Source organism: Prevotella sp. oral taxon 313, from assembly GCF_003043935.1.
Taxonomy (GTDB): Bacteria; Bacteroidota; Bacteroidia; order Bacteroidales; family Bacteroidaceae; genus Prevotella; species Prevotella jejuni.
The window spans coordinates 240,828-261,678 of the sequence record NZ_PYXE01000002.1 but is presented as its reverse complement, the minus strand read 5'-3'; the positions used below and the strand labels follow the sequence as shown (position 1 = coordinate 261,678).

General features: G+C 32.6%; 22 protein-coding genes. 7 read left to right on the top strand and 15 right to left on the bottom strand.

From position 1 onward, the window contains the following. Positions 1 to 77: 77 nt before the first annotated feature. From AXF23_RS15430 to AXF23_RS15420, 3 genes are all read right to left on the bottom strand, one after another. Entirely contained in the window at positions 78 to 1,007 is a 930-nt protein-coding gene (locus AXF23_RS15430) for a BsuBI/PstI family type II restriction endonuclease (RefSeq protein ID WP_107626124.1), read from the bottom strand. Beyond that, entirely contained in the window at positions 995 to 2,458 is a 1,464-nt protein-coding gene (locus AXF23_RS15425) for an Eco57I restriction-modification methylase domain-containing protein (protein ID WP_107626123.1), read from the bottom strand. Before AXF23_RS15425 ends, AXF23_RS15430 begins: the two co-directional genes overlap by 13 nt. Positions 2,459 to 2,573: 115 nt before the next feature. Further along, positions 2,574 to 2,957 carry a VPDSG-CTERM exosortase interaction domain protein gene (locus AXF23_RS15420; RefSeq protein WP_107626122.1) on the bottom strand — a complete coding sequence of 128 codons (384 nt, stop codon included), beginning with the start codon at positions 2,955 to 2,957 and terminating at the stop codon, positions 2,574 to 2,576. Positions 2,958 to 3,119: 162 nt separating this feature from the next. Between AXF23_RS15420 and AXF23_RS15415 the strand changes: the two genes are divergently transcribed. Both AXF23_RS15415 and AXF23_RS15410 read left to right on the top strand, forming a co-directional pair. Next, positions 3,120 to 4,133: a glucosaminidase domain-containing protein gene (locus tag AXF23_RS15415; RefSeq protein WP_107626121.1), complete on the top strand. Its 1,014-nt coding sequence runs from the start codon at positions 3,120 to 3,122 to the stop codon at positions 4,131 to 4,133. Positions 4,134 to 4,142: 9 nt separating this feature from the next. Beyond that, the gene (locus tag AXF23_RS15410; protein ID WP_107626120.1) at positions 4,143 to 5,594 is read left to right on the top strand and encodes a coiled-coil domain-containing protein; all 1,452 of its coding nucleotides are present in this window, start codon (positions 4,143 to 4,145) and stop codon (positions 5,592 to 5,594) included. A 13-nt stretch (positions 5,595 to 5,607) separates the two neighbouring features. Here the strand turns inward: AXF23_RS15410 and AXF23_RS15405 are convergent, their stop codons facing one another. The 11 genes from AXF23_RS15405 to AXF23_RS15355 form a co-directional block, all read right to left on the bottom strand. Beyond that, on the bottom strand, positions 5,608 to 7,788 hold the full coding sequence (locus AXF23_RS15405) for a type IV secretory system conjugative DNA transfer family protein (protein WP_107626119.1): 2,181 nt from the start codon (positions 7,786 to 7,788) through the stop codon (positions 5,608 to 5,610). 6 nt (positions 7,789 to 7,794) lie between these two features. After that, positions 7,795 to 8,493, bottom strand: a complete 699-nt coding sequence (locus AXF23_RS15400; RefSeq protein ID WP_107626118.1) for a hypothetical protein — start codon at positions 8,491 to 8,493, stop codon at positions 7,795 to 7,797. Continuing rightward, positions 8,490 to 9,206, bottom strand: a complete 717-nt coding sequence (locus AXF23_RS15395) for a hypothetical protein (protein ID WP_107626117.1) — start codon at positions 9,204 to 9,206, stop codon at positions 8,490 to 8,492. Before AXF23_RS15395 ends, AXF23_RS15400 begins: the two co-directional genes overlap by 4 nt. Continuing rightward, the gene (locus AXF23_RS15390) at positions 9,187 to 9,693 is read right to left on the bottom strand and encodes a PH domain-containing protein (RefSeq protein WP_107626116.1); all 507 of its coding nucleotides are present in this window, start codon (positions 9,691 to 9,693) and stop codon (positions 9,187 to 9,189) included. Before AXF23_RS15390 ends, AXF23_RS15395 begins: the two co-directional genes overlap by 20 nt. Before the next feature lie 4 nt (positions 9,694 to 9,697). Then, complete coding sequence (locus AXF23_RS15385) at positions 9,698 to 11,671, bottom strand: hypothetical protein (RefSeq protein WP_107626115.1); 1,974 nt, start codon at positions 11,669 to 11,671, stop codon at positions 9,698 to 9,700. A 54-nt stretch (positions 11,672 to 11,725) separates the two neighbouring features. Next, positions 11,726 to 12,292 carry an OmpA family protein gene (locus AXF23_RS15380; protein WP_107626114.1) on the bottom strand — a complete coding sequence of 189 codons (567 nt, stop codon included), beginning with the start codon at positions 12,290 to 12,292 and terminating at the stop codon, positions 11,726 to 11,728. Positions 12,293 to 12,546: 254 nt separating this feature from the next. Next, positions 12,547 to 14,076 carry a MobV family relaxase gene (gene mobV, locus AXF23_RS15375; RefSeq protein ID WP_107626113.1) on the bottom strand — a complete coding sequence of 510 codons (1,530 nt, stop codon included), beginning with the start codon at positions 14,074 to 14,076 and terminating at the stop codon, positions 12,547 to 12,549. Between the two features lie 473 nt (positions 14,077 to 14,549). Then, complete coding sequence (locus AXF23_RS15370; RefSeq protein WP_107626112.1) at positions 14,550 to 14,912, bottom strand: hypothetical protein; 363 nt, start codon at positions 14,910 to 14,912, stop codon at positions 14,550 to 14,552. 51 nt (positions 14,913 to 14,963) lie between these two features. Further along, positions 14,964 to 15,647, bottom strand: a complete 684-nt coding sequence (locus AXF23_RS15365; protein ID WP_107626111.1) for a hypothetical protein — start codon at positions 15,645 to 15,647, stop codon at positions 14,964 to 14,966. An 11-nt stretch (positions 15,648 to 15,658) separates the two neighbouring features. Next, positions 15,659 to 16,078, bottom strand: coding sequence for a hypothetical protein (locus AXF23_RS15360; protein ID WP_146156768.1), 420 nt, complete (start codon positions 16,076 to 16,078; stop codon positions 15,659 to 15,661). Positions 16,079 to 16,106: 28 nt separating this feature from the next. Continuing rightward, positions 16,107 to 17,138 carry a hypothetical protein gene (locus AXF23_RS15355; protein ID WP_158267711.1) on the bottom strand — a complete coding sequence of 344 codons (1,032 nt, stop codon included), beginning with the start codon at positions 17,136 to 17,138 and terminating at the stop codon, positions 16,107 to 16,109. A gap of 209 nt (positions 17,139 to 17,347) precedes the next feature. Here AXF23_RS15355 and AXF23_RS15350 point away from each other — a divergent pair, with 209 nt between their 5' ends. The 5 genes from AXF23_RS15350 (at position 17,348) to AXF23_RS15330 (ending at position 20,280) form a co-directional block, all read left to right on the top strand. Beyond that, complete coding sequence (locus AXF23_RS15350) at positions 17,348 to 17,560, top strand: hypothetical protein (RefSeq protein WP_107626108.1); 213 nt, start codon at positions 17,348 to 17,350, stop codon at positions 17,558 to 17,560. A gap of 117 nt (positions 17,561 to 17,677) precedes the next feature. Beyond that, entirely contained in the window at positions 17,678 to 18,262 is a 585-nt protein-coding gene (locus AXF23_RS15345) for a ParA family protein (RefSeq protein WP_233251351.1), read from the top strand. Positions 18,263 to 18,475: 213 nt separating this feature from the next. Next, on the top strand, positions 18,476 to 18,841 hold the full coding sequence (locus AXF23_RS15340) for a hypothetical protein (protein WP_107626107.1): 366 nt from the start codon (positions 18,476 to 18,478) through the stop codon (positions 18,839 to 18,841). 278 nt (positions 18,842 to 19,119) lie between these two features. Then, on the top strand, positions 19,120 to 19,842 hold the full coding sequence (locus AXF23_RS15335) for a hypothetical protein (RefSeq protein WP_146156767.1): 723 nt from the start codon (positions 19,120 to 19,122) through the stop codon (positions 19,840 to 19,842). A gap of 75 nt (positions 19,843 to 19,917) precedes the next feature. Further along, positions 19,918 to 20,280 (top strand): GntR family transcriptional regulator, encoded by a 363-nt coding sequence (locus tag AXF23_RS15330; protein ID WP_107626183.1) that lies wholly within the window; start codon positions 19,918 to 19,920, stop codon positions 20,278 to 20,280. 129 nt (positions 20,281 to 20,409) lie between these two features. On the opposite strand, the gene AXF23_RS15325 is transcribed toward AXF23_RS15330, so the two are convergent. Continuing rightward, the gene (locus AXF23_RS15325) at positions 20,410 to 20,847 is read right to left on the bottom strand and encodes a protein-export chaperone SecB (RefSeq protein ID WP_146156766.1); all 438 of its coding nucleotides are present in this window, start codon (positions 20,845 to 20,847) and stop codon (positions 20,410 to 20,412) included. Positions 20,848 to 20,851 lie beyond the last annotated feature (4 nt).

Below are 20,851 nucleotides of genomic sequence, written 5' to 3'. Positions count from 1 at the left end.
GCTGCAAAGTTAGTCTTATTTTCTTTTATCCAAAATTTTTATGTACTGTACTTTTGAAATTAACAATTCAGTAAGTTTTATCTTGGTCCTAAAAATTTATCACCATTTAAGTGTATCATGTGATCAGGTGTATCCGCAATCCATACTTCTGTTTCCCACGCTAATTCTTTTGAGAATTTTTTATATTTATCAAAATTCAAAAACGCTGTAACATATATCTTTCCTGCTTTAACATTTTGTGTCATTTGTTCTATATCTCTGATTCTAGCAGGACTCATTGGACCAACAGAGTCGACCGCCTCTATAAAATAGAGCCAATTTTCATCTTCTTTATATAAAACTACGTCAGGCATTTTGTCGTGTAGTGTAATATCAAATCCTATTCCTTTTAGTTTCTCAGTATTCTTCACCATATCTTTTTTTGTGGTATCACCGACATAAAGACATTCTGATCCTACTGCAAACCGAGGCGCAAATTCTTCTATTATTGCCTTTTGAAGTTTATTATGTGCCCCAGGGCTAAAAGTATACTCCTTCTCATTTATCTTCACAGGCATTTTTGCCATAGTTTTTTTTGATGCATACAACTGTTTTAGTTTTGTATGTTTTTTCACGAATTGTTCTAATTTTTTACTGTTTATGTTGTTTTTATAAGCTTCTTCATAACTTCGTAAAACAGGTAAAAATTCTTTTGTTAATCTATATTTAGTGTTTGGACTATTTGTGGGCTTTCCATTATCTTCTATTAACGCTGCGTTTCTAAAATGATGTATTCCTTTTTTTCGAATAGTTTCTCTAGAGTTCTCCGCATATTTTACATTGTAGTTTTTTTCAATATACGATCTTATATCGTGTATTCTCATCCATTCATTCGAGGCTATTGTAAATTTGTCATTTTCATGTAACCCAGCCATAGCTAATATTATCAGAGAACATAAGTCAGACTGCTGTTTTACAGGCATTCCAACTTCTTTTAATAGTTGTTTTACAATATTTATTTTATCCATTTTGCTAAAATGTTATCACATTCAAATTGTGTTAATTCTCTCTCTCTTATTTCTTCCCCCATTTTGCAAATTATTTCCGTTGAAGGCATGGGAATTCTGTTTATTTCTGTTGAATTAACTTGTGTAGACCCATTTAAGATTCTATAATATTGATCATAAATACTAGAGTTGAGTATTACATAAAGCCCGTATGCTTCTTGTTCACTATGACACTTTATATAATTTATTTTGTTTTGTGTGCTTATATATTTAAAATCTGGATGTTCTTTTGATAAGTATAAACCACACTGTAATCTTCTTTTTTCCTCTTTTGCTGTAAATCTTTTAATAAAGACATAATTAGAGTTCTCTTGTAAATAACCCTTCCTTTCGGTTTCTATATATTCATTTTCCTTTCCGATAGGAAAAAGAACTCTTCCGTTTTTGATATGCTGGGAATAAAACAGAGGATATGTTGTTTCTGAAGCATTACTCCTCAGAAGCTCTTTACTACGGAAATCAACAATAATTCCTGTTTTCATTTGGAGGTTATTTGATGGAAGTGTATTTGCTAATCTATTAAGTGTAGCAAGTGTCTTTGCTTCATCATGATTTGTGACTAAATATACATATCCGTTTTGTGGGACAATGGTATCATAGTCAACACAGAAATACTTTATATCAGAGAAATCAGAAGTGTTGGATGATGTTATTTTAATTTTTTCTGGTCTCTTTCTTTTCTTTACAACCTTGATAATCATCGTTTCTTGTAAGACATTTTCTTTGTCAAACACTTTATCTCTTCTTTCAAATATGTGTATATCTGTTATTACCGTTTCTAATAGCATATACTTTCTAAAACTCTCAAAATATGCTCCAGATGTCCACGATCTTGGAACTATATATACTATTTCACCTCCATCCTTCAAGTTGTAAATTCCCATAGCCCAAAAAAGAAAATACAGATTAGGTGCACCATAGCATATTTCTTTCATGTGTGTTGCCTCAGGTGTGTTTTTCGCAATTTTTTTGTATGGCGGATTTCCAATGATTAGATCATAGTTCTCCTTCTCATTTGTTTTTTTGTTCGAGGTGTCATTTTTATATTCCTGTGATGTTATATAATTCTCGCCTCGTATTTCAAATGAAAATTTTCTATCTTCTATTGAAGAAAGATTCTTTATAAGTGCATCTAGAACTTTATCATCTGTTTCATAACATATAAGCTTTATGTGACCTTTATATCCTGTTTCTCTTAACCTACAATATAAAGCTATAGATAATATGCCACTCCCAGCCCCAGCATCAAGAAGAGTCAAGGACTTTTTGTGTAAATTTACAGAGAACAATGAAGCCATAAATATAGCTATGGATTCTGATGTAAAAAATTGTCCATATTTTTTTCTTTCCTCCTTTGAATTTGAGGAAATAAAATCTTCTGTTCTATTTACAGCTTCTCTTAAAATAGACATTTTCTCTTTTTATTTTGTTGACAAAGCTACGTTTAATTATTGTCAGAAACAATAATCATTCTATCATGAATGAGTCAATTTTATATATAACCATTCAAAGTAGAAACTACTCTTCCTAGATTTCCCCTTTTATGACAGGTACAGTCATAGGCATACCAGCGTTGTTAGTATAACTATATGTTCCTACCCGTTGTGGTCTTTTTACAGTTATTACTTGATTACTATAAAAATCATCACCAACAAGTACAACTGTATTTCCATTGAACCATTTGTATTCTTTATCAGAGATTTCGTTTGCTAGAGCAGTGTTTTTATCAATAACTTGAAATACCTGAAAAGATGTTACTTTTTTGTCTTCGTAACTAACGGGGTGTTCAAGAAACTGTATAGCATCATTTTTAGTTTCTTGTTGACCACCAATATAGGCTAAAAGAATTACTCCGACTATTGTCAAGGCTATTCCAGACAACATTCCAATAATAAAAGATTTTAAGTTCATGATCTATTATTTTTTTCGATTACAAAGATAGTTTAAATGATCGTTATAAACAAGTAAAACGTCTCTTTTTACTGAATTGTTAATTCAGTAAATAGCATTAATTCATTTCTTTTATTAAAAATAGCAGCTTTATCTTTGCATAAGTCACTATCAAATTATAATATGATTTCAAGATTAATAATATTATTATCTTTATGTTTATCTGTCTTTCTTCCATCATCTGCACACAGAGCAGTAAAAGATAGATTAGAGAAAGACTATTGGATAGAGAAATATCTTAGTGTTAGTTTGCCACTAGATAAGATTATTATTACTTCTTCTTTCGGCACCAGAACAGACCCCTTTTCAAGAAGTCAAAGTCATCACTCAGGCATAGATTTGAAAGCTCATTATGAGGAAGTCCTTTCTATGCTTGATGGATATGTAATTGGAGTAGGGCAGGATAGTAGATCTGGGCTATACGTCATCTTAGAATATGGTAAATATACGATTTCATATTGTCACCTTTCACGTGTTTTAGTTAATAAGGGCGACATGGTTTTTGCAGGTGATGCCGTTGCTATTAGTGGTAACACAGGAAGATCAACAGGTCCTCACCTTCATATTACTTGTAAGCGTAATGGTTTAAAGGTAAATCCATTAGATTTGATTAGATACGTCGAGAATGTACGTTCTGAGGCTTTACAGGCACTCCATGCTTTAGGATCTTTGAAATTGAGTCGTAAGGAGTTCTTCAACTTATATGCTCCTGCAGCTATGGATCATCAAGTTAAATATGGCATCCCAGCTTCGGTCACTCTCGCACAAATGGCATTAGAAAGTACATGGGGAACTTCTGACCTTGCCCGTTTAGGTAATAATTTCTTTGGAATTAAAGCTACTACCTCTTGGTTAAGCCAAAACTTACCCTATAGTACACATGACGATGATTATCGTTCAGAGAAATTTTGTAATTTCTCTTCCCCTTTGGAAAGCATGGAATATCATTCAAAAATTCTTATGTCCAATCGTTATCGTCGTTGTTGGAACTTTGGTCCTACGGATTATCATAATTGGCTAGTTGAGATTAAAGCTGCTGGTTATGCTACAGCTGGAAATTATGTCACTAAATGTGAACAGATAATCTTGCAGAACAAATTATATTTATATGATCAATTAGCCGAGAAACGAATTTAATATTTTATTATGACATTTATCTTTAAAGGAATTAAGAAGAAGTTTTCTTCCTCTCAATCTACATCAAGTGACTCTTCTTTACCAGTGCCTCTTTCTGTGGGTAAGATGCTTGATAGTAATACCCCTATTATTCAATCTTCCTCTGCAATATCAGCTATTTGTTTGCAAGTTGCAGATTTCCCACAGATGCTTTCAGCAGCTCTTGGAGATATTGACATAGCTTTGGAAGCATCTAACGATTGGTATTGTACACACGAAAGAGAATTTGATATTGTAGAATGTGTCATGAGTATTTCGAATGAAGTAACTCGTGAACAACTCGACTTTGTATCTTCTCGTTTGGAAGAGACATTAGGTATAAAAACGCTTGCTATCTTTGTACATAAGGAACAGGGGTATTTTTCGAATGGGAAGATTCATTATGATCCCCATGTTCACTTTATTTGTGACTTTAAAAACGTAAAGAAATATAGTTTAAGGTATGACCTTCCCACAGAAGTTTCATTAAAGGAAAAGGTTCAATCATTTGCTCAGTTATACGATAAAATGAGTAAAGATTATTTGAATATTCAGAACGAACTTAAAGAGCTTAAACTAGCTATGCCCATTGAAATAGAAAAAGCTCGTCAGTCAGCTTACAATAAGGCAAAACAACAAAGCTACGATGAAGTTAGCAAAGAACTAGATGATTATCGTATGAAGTGTAAATCTCTAGATGTACAACTGTCTCAAACAGTTGAACTTTTACATACAGCAGAGAATAGTTCGAAGAAAGCAAAAGAGAAATTAACCAAACTACAAAATAAATCGGAATTAGAATTAAAGAAAACACTTGCCGAAAATGAAGCTGCTTGGCATACAAAACTTGATAATTTAATCAATGAAGCACTTTCAAACGAAAAAAACGAAAATAGAAAGAAAATTGAGAAATGGGAAAACAACAATCACGAGCTTGTTAAGAACCTTAATGATCGTGAGGTTCTCATTTCCTCATTGCAAGAGCAAATAACCCAACTCCAAAATAAACTTGAGTCAACTGAAAAGAAGTGTAATGACTACTATACAAACTGGTCCCAAGTTGTAGATGAAAACTCTGAGTTAATCAATAAACTTGATAAGGCTACTCAAGAAATTAAAGAGTTCTCTTTGTTAAATTCTTCTTCGAATGAGAGGCAGCAAACACCTCTCTATGAAGAGCTTTCTTCTGTAAAAAAAGACTTTACTAAAGCTCAGAAAGAGCTTTCTGAGATAAAAAAAATTAGAGATGCTCAGAGAGAAAAGATTGCAGATTTGAATAAGGAGATTGTCGATTTACAAGAAAAAAATAATTCGAATGGTAATCAGTCTGCTTTGCTTTCTGAGAAAGAGGAGCAAATTACACAGCTTATAGCTAGACAAAATGAACTTAAGCATACTATTTCGGACCAAAAAATATTAATAAGACAATTACAAGGGAAATAAGGGGGGGTGCCCCTTATTTCTTTACAAATTCCTTCTGTATTTTTCCAACCATTTCTTTTACCTCTTGATTTATACGCTCAAAATTGGCATATAGCACCCTTTCCCTTGCATCTGTTGATTCAAACTCATAATACTTTGGAATAGGGTAGTTTTTGTAATCAGCTTCTTCTTCTTTTATTTTTTCCATATCAAAGTTTGTTTTACAGAAGAATTTTGCTGTTTCAAATTCTTTTGATTCTTGTATATTCATCGATCCATCTCTACCTGTTTTGGTTTCTGTAAAATCTCTTGCCGTTAGTCCACAGATCCATCCAGTAGGGAGGTCAGATATTTTTGCTGCTGGAACTAGGCTATCTACATTTTCATTATAATTAATTGATGTTTTATCTCTATCAATGGTAACTCCTTTCTTCATTTGAACCACTTTTCCAAAAATGTCATTAGACAACCAATCTAATGTTTCTTTTGCACGTGCAGAACCTGCAATGATATTACCGTTTGTTGTTATAATTTTTTGCATACCTGTCTTGCCATAGTCTGCTTCAAGTTGTGGCAATTCTTGGAAGCCTAATGTTACAGCTACTTTATTGCTACGTGCAGTTCCGATAAGGCGGTCTATCTTATGAAAGTATAGTGTTGGCAACTCGTCAGCGATTATACTTACAGGAACATTTTTTCCCATACCGCTATTAACACGTGTAACTAGTCGGTTAAGTATCATAGCATTCAATGCTCCAATAATACTTTCCATGTCTGGGTCATTCGCTATAAGAAGGTAACTTGGGTGCTTAGGATCTGAAACCTTTAAGTCAAAGTCATCACCTGAGAAAACCCAATATGCCTCTTTTGTGGCAAGTCTTGAAATCTGTACACGTAGTGTACCAATCATACCTTCGAGCTGGTCCATAGCTTTATTCTGGAAGGCTGTAACAAAGGATGCTAATAATGGATATACTTCAGGATCTGTCTCCAAGACTTCAAATATTTCTTCATAAGAATGGTTCAAGAATGAAAGTACATGTGGCATATCAGAATATCTACCTAGCCAATAAGCAGGCTGTACTTTCTCTTGCATTGTATTATCTTTAAAAACACGTCCAGTTAGTTTTCTATGAAGTGTGTCTTTGTCAGTTTTATATTCTGCAACTAATTCATTGCCATCTTCATCGTATGGTTTTTTATCATAATTTACAAAGAAGTATATACATGCAGCTAAGAAGTTTGTTGCTGAAGTTTGGAAGAACTGGTCAGCTCCCCCGGAATCTTTCTTTCCTTTCTGCAATGACTCAAGTAATGTTTCAGCAGTTTCAGATGCTGCAGCAAGATTTGGTATGTATTTTTGCTGAATAGGATTTACTCTTCGTGAATATTCTACATTGACAAAGTTTATTATATTAAATTGACATCCTTTTGGTACTTTGTCTAAATGTTGGTTTTTCCTATATTGGTAATATAGTTTAGTTGCTAATGTTGGAAATTTGTAGTCATATACCACCATGGCAAACCCTTTTTCAGAATGTTGTCTTATAAATGGTTCAATTACAGAGAACGTCTTACCAGATCCAGGTGTTCCGACAACGAATGTGCCTCGGAAAGGATTTACAATATTAACAAATCCATGCCTAAATTTACCTCTATAGTAGTATCGCATTGGTATATTAACACTGTATTGATTCTCATCTTTGTTCTCCATTTGTTTGAAGCTCTCATTCTCAAAGTTGAATTTGTCTTTGATGAGTCCGTCTTTAAAGTACTTAGATATGTTGTCAAGTGCAACGTTCATCATCATTACACCATACAGTGATGGAGCCATATATATCCATGACGTTGACCTTATATGATACCATCTTGTTTCTCCCTCAATATAAAAGATTATAATAGAGGCTATTACCATCACAAGTCCACAAGAAAGCGGTATTACTACCATCTTCTTGGCATTAAATTCTAAGTTTTTTTTGGCTTTGGTTCCCATACTTGCGATACACAAGAGAACTATTGTAGTAATTTTACTTAGAAAAATATTGTTATATATTGGAATTGATTTTAATTTTTCGTGAAATGTCACTATTATTCCATTCATATAATCAAGAGCGACAGGGTCTAAGGCATACATGAAAAACTCAATACCTATAGAAATATAGACGCTCATTCTAAAAATCTTATATAGACTTTGTATCTCCTTACTTTCTTCCATAATTTTTTATCTTATAGTCATATGAGCAGCTCTTGACCATCTGTGCATAGCCTCTTTACAAATTATCTCTTTACTTTTCTTTTTATATGATGTAGCAAGTCCTACAAACTCATTCCAGTCATCTACTAAAGAAGTATATGTTATAGCCCTTGACAGCATCCACATTTTTTTGTTTAAGGTGGTTATATTTTCTCTTATTCCTTCGAGTAAAGTTATTCTCGACTTTTTTGAGATTCTATTTTCTTTTCTCAAGAAAACATCCCTTATATCGTTGATAAGCTTTCCTGTTGTATCGCTGACATCTAAAATAAGTCCATTTTTTCTTGCAGAGAGTGATGTTGCTAATAGTCCAGTTGGATGTTTTCGTAAGGCAGTTTTCAAATCTCTAATAGCCCTTATAGACTCCTTAACTTGTATATACAATCCGTATGAAGTACCAACATAATTAAGAACACTATCTACATCAGTTAGAAAATCGTCATATTCCTTATTTAATTTTGTAATTCCTTTAACCTGTTTTGCGACAAAAGTATGTCCCTCTACATTTGCAGCGATAGCAGCAGCTTGTGCCTTATACCATCTTTCTTGTCTTTGTTTAAGTTCTAAGAAAAGTGCTGCCCTTGCTGGATCTACTCCTGCCTGTACTTCCCATGGGAAACATACTGAAAAACATATAAAGAGTAATAATGTTTTTATTTTCATCATTTTTTTCGATATAATTTCATATTATCTTTCTGCCTTTTAATCCATTCTTTCCTTTGTCTCTCAGCGATCTGGCCATGTGTCCATCCTACTTTCCCTGCAACAACTTTATCCCATACATGTATCAATGTATAGTGGTTGATACATTCAGCTAAAGTCTGTACTTTATCATTTAATTTTGTCAGCTTGTCAGACAGTGTCCACATAAGCAGTACTCTTTCAGTTCCATTTAGTTTGTACTCTTTTCCTCCCTTTGAGACTGTTGTTTGGAGTATTCTAAATGTTGAAATGAATTCCGCTGTGACTTCCATGTATAAATCATTCATTGGAAAATTTGCAGCAATTCCTTGTGGGTTGTTTTGTATAGCCTTCTTCAATAACAGTAAGTTATCTAAAATGCGCAAAGCTTGTATATAGAGGTTCTTCCCTGCTGCCATGGCTTTTCCTACATTCCGTTCATTACTTAGATAATCTTGGTATGAACCTTTCCATTTTCTGACCCTTCTTTGTTCTCTGTATATGGCACCTTGTAAGGCTGCTATTGCTACTTGTTTCCTTATTTGTGACTTGATATTTTTACCAATAGAATCATAACCCAGCTCTAATGCAACATACTGCGTTGGGTTATTTTCTTCCAAAGAAACTTGTGCTTTTATTCCTAGCGATAGTGAAAGCATTAGGAGTAGACAACTGATTCTACCTATTAGTGAATTCATATATTTTTTTCCTCTGTTTATTATATTCAACTCTCTTTCGTATTTCTTCAGTTATATGACTATCTTTTGAAATTCCATACATTTTAAATTCAGGTAAACTGTGATCACCAGAAATAATTGTTATAGTTTTAATCTTTGCTATCTGTTGTTGCAAACTGCTATGTTCTCTATAATCTACTATTCTGTAGAGTTCCATATAGTCTTTTGCTTGTCCTATAACGCCATGTATATATATAATCTGTTGATCCGTGATTATATATTTAATTCTCAGAAGATAAAGCAATGTATAAGCAAGATATAGTAAAAGAATAACTCCTGTCCAAAATATAAATGTCGCATAAGGCATATTGTCTATGCCAGCAACGAACAGTGAAATGCCACAGATTAAAATTAGAGGTATTTCATTTACGAAAAATTGTTTCCAACTTGGTGTTATCACTAAAGTTGTAAAACTGGATTCATTATCATAAGAAAAAAAATTGTTCATATAATTATACTCCCATTCCAATACCTTTAGCTTGTTCTTGACTTGGTTCTTCTCTCGCAAGATTCTCATAATTAGCAGCAGCCATTTCTGGCGACAGCGAACCTGCTTTTGAAAACGTTACAGCCTCGTGCATACTTCTGTTTTCATACACCTCAGGTATTTGCCTTCCTCCCATAGGAGAATTCATAACAACATCTCGGGCAACAGTTAACGCTGCTAATAATTTTTCTCCAATATTTGTTTTGTATTTTGGACGAGTTTTTATATCTGCTTCTGGGAAGAGTTTTGCAAACATTTTCATTCTGTGATAATCATCCTGTGCTAGGAACTTGTTAAAATCTTTTTCGGATATTGTTGCTTCAAGTTTCTCTGTGCGCCCTCCTATGACAGCTGTCATCTTATAACTACCTTCTCTTATTCTTTCAACATTTATTTTTTGTACATCTATTTCCCTTCCATTATTAACGTCAACATAAAATCCCTTATGACTATTAATGTTTCCTAGATCACGACCATCTACACTTTGTTCTTTAGAGTGTGCTATCTTGACCTCTTCTGTAGTCATGATGTTTTTACCATCAACAACAATAACATCTTGATATAGTTCTCTAGGATCAGCTTTTCTAATAGCTATTTCTTTAGAGAAAACTCTCTCAAAGTCTTTGAGTCTTGTTTTGTCATCATGTGCTAAAAATAGAGCATATTGATTTGCTGTCAACGAATGTTCCTTAGACCATTCTCCATTGATCATCGCTTTCATAACATAAGAGCCATCTTGTTTTTTGTCAGCTCTTATCTCACCGATTACGACCTCTCTTCCATGAGCAGCTGCAGTAAAAAAGCCCATACCTGTAATTAATCTCCCTATATCACGACCATTTACGGCATTATTATCCTCATTGATCCTTTTTGACTCTTTTTCAAGTCGTTGGATTTCTTTCTCCCTTGCTACTCTAATAGTATTTTCCCACGTCTTCTGTTCACGAATAGTCTCATTTCTTCGATCTTGTTCTATGAAGTCTTTTTCTACTACAGCTTTAACTTCGGGTTTAAGTTTTATATTTATCAAGTTTCTAGATTCAAGCTGTTCTTTTGTTACCTTACCATCAAAATCTTTCTTGATAATATTATTGATAACATTAAGTCTGTTATCTATAGAGTAACCCTTTTCCTTTCCATTAGACACCAATCTTGATGCCGTAATTTTTTTTATTTCATCATCATGTAAATCGTAAGTCACATCTCTTCTTGTTTCTGAAGACTGTATGGTGAGTGTTTTCTTCGCTTGGTCTAAGATAATTCCATGCGTTTTAAGTACTTCCAAAAAGGAATTCTTGTCAAAATACATGGGAGAGTTTGTATTAACTGTTTTTGAAAGAGGTTTTGCCATACCCTCTGGGCGTGGAGCTGGGAGAACAGATTGGTTTTGAGTTTGTTTCAGAGGAGTAGTCATAACAATATTATCTCCCTTGTATCTGAAGCCGTAAGCCCCTGATTGTAACTCTCCTGGCATCATTCTACCATCTTTTCGCTCTCGCACAAATGAAGGTTCAACACTCCTCATATATGGAGGCGTAGCAAATAACGGTCTATATGGATTCTCGCCCATCATCCACTCTCTTTCTCGTAATGGATTTCTGTAACCATGAATTCCTGTTACAACATCACGTACCCCTGCGGATTGTGCGTTTGTAAATGTCGGTGGTACACTAAAGTCTTTTCTAACAATATCCACTAATTGGTTGTAAGCTTTCTCTATCAGAGGCCCACCACCTAATGCTGTTAATTGATTAAGTTGCTCATGGGTCAATTTATAGCTTTTTTCTGCTACCATGTCAGCCGTACGTACTACTAGATAATTATTACCAGAAGCATCTTGTCTTATATTGGCGTTCATACCATTATCATAAAGTATCTTCTTTAGCTCATCTTGAAGATCATAACCATACCCTTGTGCTCCACTTCTGAATTGTATCATGATGCTTTCTTATTATATTTATTTTCTATTATAGTAAAATATGTTTCCTTTTTGTTAAATCCGATATAGAATAACGCACACCATTCTATTATCCTCCTCCTTTGGAAAATTATCTATTCCCCCTAAACTAAAAGCACGTAGTCTTGTCTTTAAAATTCCAGCATCTTTAATATACTGAAGGATTCTTTTTGCTCTACGGATAGCAAGTAAACGATTATCAGCTTCATTACCTGTTACACTATCAGCAGCACCCATTACCTTTGCTATTAAAGTAGGGTTATTTGAAAGGATATCAAGAATACTCTTTATTTGAGTTACTTGTCTTCCATCTACAAAATCATCTTGATTCTTCTTGAAATAAAAAAAGAAAGAATCTACGTATTTGGTACTATCAGTATCTTCCTCTGTTCTTAGTTCCTTAATTTTGTTCCACTTTATTCTCCGGCTAAGTAAATCAAAACCACGATTTCTATTCTCAACACCTGTTTCAGGTATCAAGATCTCGGAATTACTTTTGGACTGCTTTATATAGTCTCTTTCGTCATCGCTTATATATGCTTGGGCCATCAATGGAATTGAAAAAAAAGACATCAAGGATATAGCTAAGATTTTTTGTTTCATACAAGTTGTTATTTTTTTGCTAAATTATTGAATATAATTATTACATCATAAGAATAGACTCTGTACTTTCTAAATTAACAATTCAGTAATACTTTTCTATATTCGACATCAGAGTAATACTCTTACATTTATAGTCATAAATCTTTACATATTCCTTGTTTATTTTATTCACAAAGTTATTCCATTCCTTATTGTAAATAATGTGATAATATTAGTTGATTTATTTATTACTTATACATCGCATCCAATTTCTTTTATCGCTTTAAATTGCGTTTTTTACTTGGTTTCATTAAGTGTAGTGCCATTCCAAAACTTCTTCTTCTCCAAGCCCAATCATCTTCGTCATCTTTCTTTCCCCAATCAGAAGGGAGGTTTCCTCCTCCGCCGCCTCCATGATCTGTAGCAAATTTTATTGCTTGATCAATATATCCAAAATATAATGCTGTTGCAACAGCAACGACTTCATTTGTTTTTGCAGCCATATCATCAACTGGCGAACCTCCAAAAACAGCGGTATTGTAGTTGTCAATAATCTTTCTTTCATTTTCATTTAGTCCAGCTTCATATTCTTCTGCTTTTTTTATCTGGCTATTTCTAGACTGTCTAAAATGATCCAAAGCTAAGGACTCCATATTGCTCATTTCCCTATCTTGGAGATTAAGTGTTGTTCTTTCTATTTCTCGCACCAGTGACTCTTGCTTCTCTTGGAGATCAAGATTTATTTTTTCATTGTCATCTTTTTGGAGTATAAGACTACCTATTTCTGTCTTAGCTTTTTTTAGTTTATCTTGTTTATCATCTAATTTTTCTTCTATGTTTTTTAATTCTTTTTTTAGATTTACTATCTTCTCGATGAGTCCGTTATAGTCACCGCCACCTGCTGCTAACTTTTCTTGTAGCTTATCTATTTCCAATTGTTTTTCTGCATGGATTGTTTCTAGATTTGAAATCATAGTTGTCAAACCTTTCAGCTTTGTTTCAGCTCTTTTAATGTCACTTGAAATGTTAATAATATAGTCTTCTTGTTCCTTAATTGTTATTCTCTGTTTTGCTACTTTATTTCTTAATTCTTTTTGTTCCCATTGATGATACTCTTCCAGAGTTCTGTGTTTTGCTTTTGTTCTTGAAATATCATCACCTCGTTCTAACTGATATTTTTTATTTACTTCTGCTAATTCATCATGTAATTTAAGCATACGGTCTCTATACTCAAATTTATCAGCACCAGCAATCACTTTTTTCCATGAAAATTTATTCTTTTCAGTGATAGGTAAAATTGTACAATGAATGTGAGGGTTAGTTTCATCCAAATGTACAATAAAAGCTGCAATATTTTTTTCACCATATTTCTTCGACATGAAATTATACATATCGACAGCCCAGTCTTCAATGTCTTTCATTCTAGTTATGCCAGAATTATCACTTCCTGGATCAAGAATAACTGTTTGATTACCGAAAGCTAAACGATGCATTTGTCCACGAGATCCACCTAGAATAAAATTAGCAACTGTTCTATATCTAGGTTTATCTAAGCCTATGTTTGGATCCAAAATTCCTCGTGCTTTTAGGATCTCTCTTATACGTGTTGGGATAGATTTTGACTTGTCAATATTCTTTACAATTCCTCCTTTTACAACTTCAAAATTCAAATGTTCTCTGGTAGGGTCATAATTGCCCGACCAGCTTTTGTTTTTTACGGCTGTTCTTGCTTTTCTAAGATGTTCATCACTTTGAGAAACTGATATTCCTTTTCCTGCAGCTAAGTCACAAACTTGTTTTGCCATACGATATAAACTACTTTATTTTTTCTTTTTTTTTCTACAAACAGTTCACAGAGCTTGCTCTTTTTCGTGAATTAAAAAAGGTCTCAGACCCCGTTTGTTTTCGCCACTTTTTGTGAAAAGTGGGTATTAGGCTCCCCCCTGACTCATATTAGTTATAAAATTCGCAAGCGAATCGTTCGTAATTTTTTAATATTCCCCAGATGATTTTTACTTGATGCAAGTTATTTTTGTCGTATCCGAGATAATAAAACTCTTTTTAATGAAGTGTATGAGTTGAGAAGATTTAAGACTTTATCTTTTGTTTTTTTGAAATGCTTTTTCTTCTTTTTGAAAGGCGACCAAGAAATATTATTTTCTTTGCTTTTCAGCGTTTTTATCCTATTTGATATACCATGACACTCTTTTGTCGAAAAAAGCCGTGAGAGGACAAAAAATGCCCATTCTCACGGTTTTATAGTATAATTGTACTATTGTCATTCAATTTTTGCATTAGAAATGCTGAATTTTATTAGTCTTGTATTTCTTTCTAGAGTAATAGCACCGATTCTTTCTAAATCTTCAAGAAAAATATTTACATTTTGTCTTGACCATCCCCATTGTTCCATTATTTCACTGCAAGATGCCATTAGATAGTTCTCGTCTTGAATAAGTAAAGCTTCTCTTTGTTTTTTTATTAGATCATAATAAGCTTCCGCCTTGGTCAGTTTCTTAGCTTTTTTTTGTTGATCTTTGAAAAGGTATTCCCATAATTTGTAGTTTGTTCTAATAATAAGATCTGGTCTCTTTACCTTTATTTTATTAACATCCTCTTTATCTTCAATTCTTTTTGTTTCCATTCTGTTATTTTTTAGTTATACAATAAAAAAGTAAACCTTATTTTATCTATTTTATGCAGCTATTTTATCAGCAATTTTGTCCTTCTTATACGTGTCTTTATTTATCTTTATTCGTGTGCCTCCATGAGGAGTTCCGCCTTCTTTTTTTTTCGGTATAATAGTACCCCAGATTAATGTAAGAAATAAAATTTCTCCTAACAAGAAGAAACGTCCTCTTCCTATTATCATTGACACTATAATTATTACACACAACAATATAGTTATTTTGTTACTTGAATGTATCTTTGTTAATAATTTATTTGACCATTTATACCGAAATAATATCAGTGTGTAAATCATTGAAGAGATTGTAACAATAGGCGATGTTATAAATGGGAATAATTTCATTAAAGCTTCTTTGCTTTGATGAACATCATATTTGTTACCTATAATAGAACCCACAGCAGCTTGTGTTGCTTCAGAATCAATCCATTGATATATTATCATTGTAATAATCAAAAGCATTATAAAAAACTTTCTAGCATTATCTGAATGCTTCATCGCTTCATATATTCTTTTGAATATATTTCTTATCTTTTGGGTTCCATTTGCTACACTCTCACTATCGAGATGTGCAAGAGAAAAAAGGTTTCTCCACTTACCATTCTTTGTCTTTGGTTTAATAAAAATTGCAAATAAGAAAGGAATAGTTGACAATAATATTGCCAGTGCTATTTTGATATACAAGTAAACCATAATTTAATGTATTAAAAGAATATTGATATAAAATTTTTTATTGTCATATTTTCTGTACGTCTCATAATCCCTGGGTCTCTTTTTAATAATTTTAGTAGCTTTGTGTAATAAATTTCGAGGCTATCGTACACTTCTGCAGAAATATAATCTGCTACTCCAAACATATCTGATTCAAGATATATTATATACATGTTTTCTCTTGAAGGATAGCTGAAAAGTATCCATTTCTCCTTCATACCTCCTTCTTCTTCCTCCTTGTAAAGTATGTTAAGAGTAGGTAGATTTTTCTCTACATCCCCAAATAAAAATTGTTTTTCTGAGGGATAGTAAAGTTCAGTATTTTCAACTGTCTCATTAGACTTCATTTTTTCTATATTTATAAAGTCTAATTTTTTTAGCAAGTTGTTTAGATTTTGAATATTTTTTTCCATATTAGCATTGTGTATATTATATTTCATTTTATACGAGTGATCTCAAATATGCTTTTAAGAAATAATTTGACAACATGTCAATTAGATGCTGTGAATTTTTCTTTGCTTCTTCTGTATCTCCGTCAAGATAACATATATACTTAGGTAAGTTGTCTGCTATTCTAAGGATTTGTTCTTCTTGATCATTAGTTAAACAGGTAAGTGAGTAGTTATCAAGTGTCATCATAGGTTGAATCAACATCCATCTATAATTAGCTCTTTGCATTCTATCTAGATGTCTCTTTGCTTTTATGTCGTTCTCACAAGCTAAAGCATTGAGAATAACTCTTCGATTAAATCTCATGGTAAGAAAAATCATTTCCCTACTATCATTATTCTTGCCTGTTACCGTTTTATATAATTCACCAAATATATCTCCTGTTTTATCAGAAATATATTTCAGAGTCGGTTGTTTTATTTGTGGTAAGAATTGTATTAACGAGCGAAAACAGATATCTTCTTTTGTCATGAATTTACTTACCTCTGTTAGGTTCTTGAATTTCTTTGTATTATTGATTAAATTAATATAATTAGTGATTGCTGTATTCGGATTAGAATATAGACCTGTTTCATCTAACTTACTAAAATATGATACTGCATCTCTATAATCTTTTGAAGCCATCATCTTTTCTCTTCCTCTTGCTGTTTTGATTTTTAATGAGATAACATCTTTCAAAGACCTTGGTTCTGAATTTGTTATTCTTGCTATTTCATGATGTATAGAATCTGCTACTTTGAAATAATCTTCAGCAATCTTACTGTTTATTGTGACAGAACTATCACGATCCATAGTAGTATATACTGAATCTTCTAGTTGTAACCAGTCTGACGTTAGATCAGTCAGTTCATCAATATCAGCCTTTTTCTTTTCTTTAAGATTAGCAAGATGAACTCGGCATTCTTGTAACGCTTGTTGTGCATTTGCAAAGCTATATTTTGGTTTACTAGAACAGGAACCTAATAATATTGAAGTTATCACTACACAGATAACAAATAAAGACTTTGTTGTTTTTTGTTTCATATCCATATCTTTTTTTTATGCAAATATATTGATTATCGAATTTAATTATTAATGAAAATAGATGTACTTTCTAAATTAACAATTCAGTATATTTCATGTTACTTATTAGTATTGTTTACTCAAAGATGTGTTCTCTTATCATTATTTTTAATTTTGTAATTTTATCGTATATAGTTATTATTTTGTATATTTGCAAAAAAATAATTTATATGACAAAGATTATTCACGTACAACTTCTTCAAGGAAGAAAAAGTTATTATTTCGGATCAATCCCTGCTATATATTCTGTTCTTTCTTCTGAACAGATTGGTATTACACAATCTTCACTTGAACGTGTTGGATTAAGTAAAGGTGGTGTTGTCCTAAATAAAAAATCTTATATTAGTTGTGGTACGCTTATTAGGTCTAAAAGAAAAGATTAGGTAAATGTTAAATTTATAATTTTAACAATACATATTTTCTACTTTTTGAGAATACGTATATCTTTGTATTCATAATTTTAGATATATAAAAATGCGTATTTATAAATTGTTTTAATTATGAATAGTTCAACAAAAATCATAGCATTTGCTAACCATAAAGGAGGAGTTGGCAAAACAACGACTACAGCAAGTATCGGATCAATTCTTGCTAAATACGGATATAAGGTTCTCCTTGTTGATTTGGATGCTCAAGCAAACTTAACTTCCAGTATTACCAATACTACGGATTATCAAAGCATATACGAGATCCTGGTTAATAATGAGATGCCTCGACCTCTTTCTGTTAAGGAAAACCTTGATCTCATACCTTCTTCACAGGAATTAGCTTTAGCAGATTTGCAATTAGCATCAGTGATATCAAGAGAATTTATTCTCTCACGTGCTCTTTCTTCTGTTAAAGATCAATACGATTTCATTTTAATGGATTGTCCGCCTTCTCTCGGACTCCTAACGCTAAATGCCTGTAGTTTTGCCAATGAAATAGTAATTCCACTTGTTGCAGAAGTACTTCCTTTTAAAGGTCTGACAATGATAAATGAATTTATTAAAAACATTCATGATTTATTGAATCCTTCTGCTCACATAACAGGTGTTCTACTAACAAGATGGGAAAAAACAAATCTTACTTCTGGTATAGAGTAGCAGTTGAGATCGTCATGGGGAAATCTTATTTTTGACGTAAAAATACGAAAGAATATCACCATAGCAGAGGCCCCCTTGGAATCATCCAATATAGTTGAGTACGCTCCCAATAGTCATGGAGCACAAGATTATATAGTCTTTACTTCAGAATTGTTATCAAGAGTACAATAATTTATTCTTTTCTTCCGTAAAGAAATTAATTAATATAAAATTATGGCAAAGAAAAATCTCAATAGTTCGATTCAGAATCTTATGTCAGGTTTAGTTTCGACTCCAAAAGAACCACAAAATTTAAATCCTTCAACATTAGAATCGTCAATTTCTACAGACACTGTTGAAACTCCTAAGAAACGTGGTCCCAAGCCTAGAAAAGAGGTGACAGAGCAAATAAGTACTGTAGTATTAAAGTCTGATATGGAGAAATTGCGTGTGGTTTGTCAGCTGGAAGGATGTGCAATCAAAGATATTATTGGTGCAGGAATTTCGAGCTTTCTCAAAAGGTATGAGAAGAAGTATGGTGAGATACAAGTTAAGAAAAGTAATCAAGGTCGTATTAACGATATTATTGATAGTTTCTAAACAATATATATTGTTATCAACAGAAATATGTTAAAAGCAAGATATTTATATTGTTTTATTTTGTTGTTACAAGAAAAACATATATCTTTGCATTGTTATATAATTGGATTATTCCCTCCAACAAATTACGATTTCCCCTCTGTCTATATGGCAGAGGTTTTTTGTTAAAAAATAAATTTTTACTTATTACAGTATTTACAAACCAAATATTATATATACCTTTACACATCATAACTTTAATTTTTAAATAAATATTATTGTCCAATATTTAAACATTTATGAAAAAGATTATAATCAGCGCATTGACTTTTATGTGCGTAACATCATCTTTTGCGCAAAATAATCAAGTAGTAAAAGAGCCAGAGTTTATCAACAATTACTGCATCATGACAAATGACACTTCTTTTGTAGTACTTCCAAAAGAGAGTGGCATAATTAAGAGTCATCAGAACAAAGTTTCTAAATGGTCAAAAATTATTGGTGGCGTTTCTTCCGCTGTTGGAGCTGCTGGCTTAATAGTGGGTGTTAATGCTAATTCTATAGGTGCACTTTCAACTGGCGTTAAAACAATGAGTACAGCATCTGGTGTTGGTCAGATGGCGGATGCTGCAGGAGCACTCGCAGGCGCAAATGGAATGGATATTGTATTTGAAGGTCCTCATTCATCTTATGTTATACCAAAAGAAATGAAAACTATTTCTTTAGTCATCAAAGCTAAGGACAATGAAAGTGATCCTATGGAACTCTATCGCATTGTTCGTTTCAACAATTCCAAGAAAGATCGACGTATTCAATGGATGGAATTTTCTCCAACTCTCCTTGGTTCTGAAAAAATTCAGAAGGGAGGATATGTAAATTTTTCTGCTCATAAATATGGTGTTCAATCATATATCCTTACATTTCCAGAAAGTGAAATGATACCAGGTGAATATGGTATTTTCTTTTTATCCATCATTAATGGAACAGCAATACCTGTAGGTACATTCAGTATAGCCAAGTAAAGTAACTAAAAGTATTCCATTAAGAATAGGATTAATTATTTACAGATGCGGGGTTTCTCTTATGGATTAACGTTTATGACTTTTATTTGTAACAAGACTATCTATGAGCAAGTATACGACCACTTTTGCGAAGATATTATAAAAGGAACATATAAAGTTGATGATCGAATACCGTCTATTCGTGAGTTTGCTGTTATGTTACAGGTGAATCCTAACACTGTAGTGAAGGCTTTTAAGCTCCTCTCTTTTAAGAAAATCATCTATAAACGACGTGGTCTTGGCTACTTTGTCTCATCTGCTGCATGTGAGCAAATTATAACTGTTCGTCTTAAAACTTTTCTTATTCATTCTCTCCCTTCCATCTTCCGTGAGATGAATTTATTAGGAATAACAATGGAAGATTTTGAAAGAGAATGGTTGAAGTATAACAATAAGTAGAATGAGTATTATCCCGTATATTTTTATTAAAGAACAAAAGAGGATGTATTAAGACATCCTCTTTTGCTTTAATACTTCTACCAATTAGTAGCGTTATTTTCTATGTCAGCACCTACATTTTTGTTATAGTCATTTGTTGGTTGTGAATCCTTCATTAGAACTGATTTTATCTAATAGTTCTTTACCGACACTTTCCATATTTAGTGTCGGTAGAATTATGGGTGACATTCCTCCAAGAGCTGTTATGTTAGTTATATAAGCTCGTATATATGGGAACATGATTGCCGGCGCATTAAATCCCAAGTATGGAACTAACTCTTGTATATCATTAGTTTCATATTCGAACTTTCCTGTAACAGTCATTTTAACTTCTAAACTACTCTTCTTGTCTTTGACCAAAACATTTAGTGTAAGGATAAACATCTTATTGTCTTCCTCAAATATGCCATTAGGTTCTATTCCAAACTCTACATCATCACTTATATCTTCTCCTGTAAGTTTGATCGACGTTTCTTTGAAAAGATATTCAACGAATCTGAAACGTGCTTTTTCTACCTTTTTATTCATATCT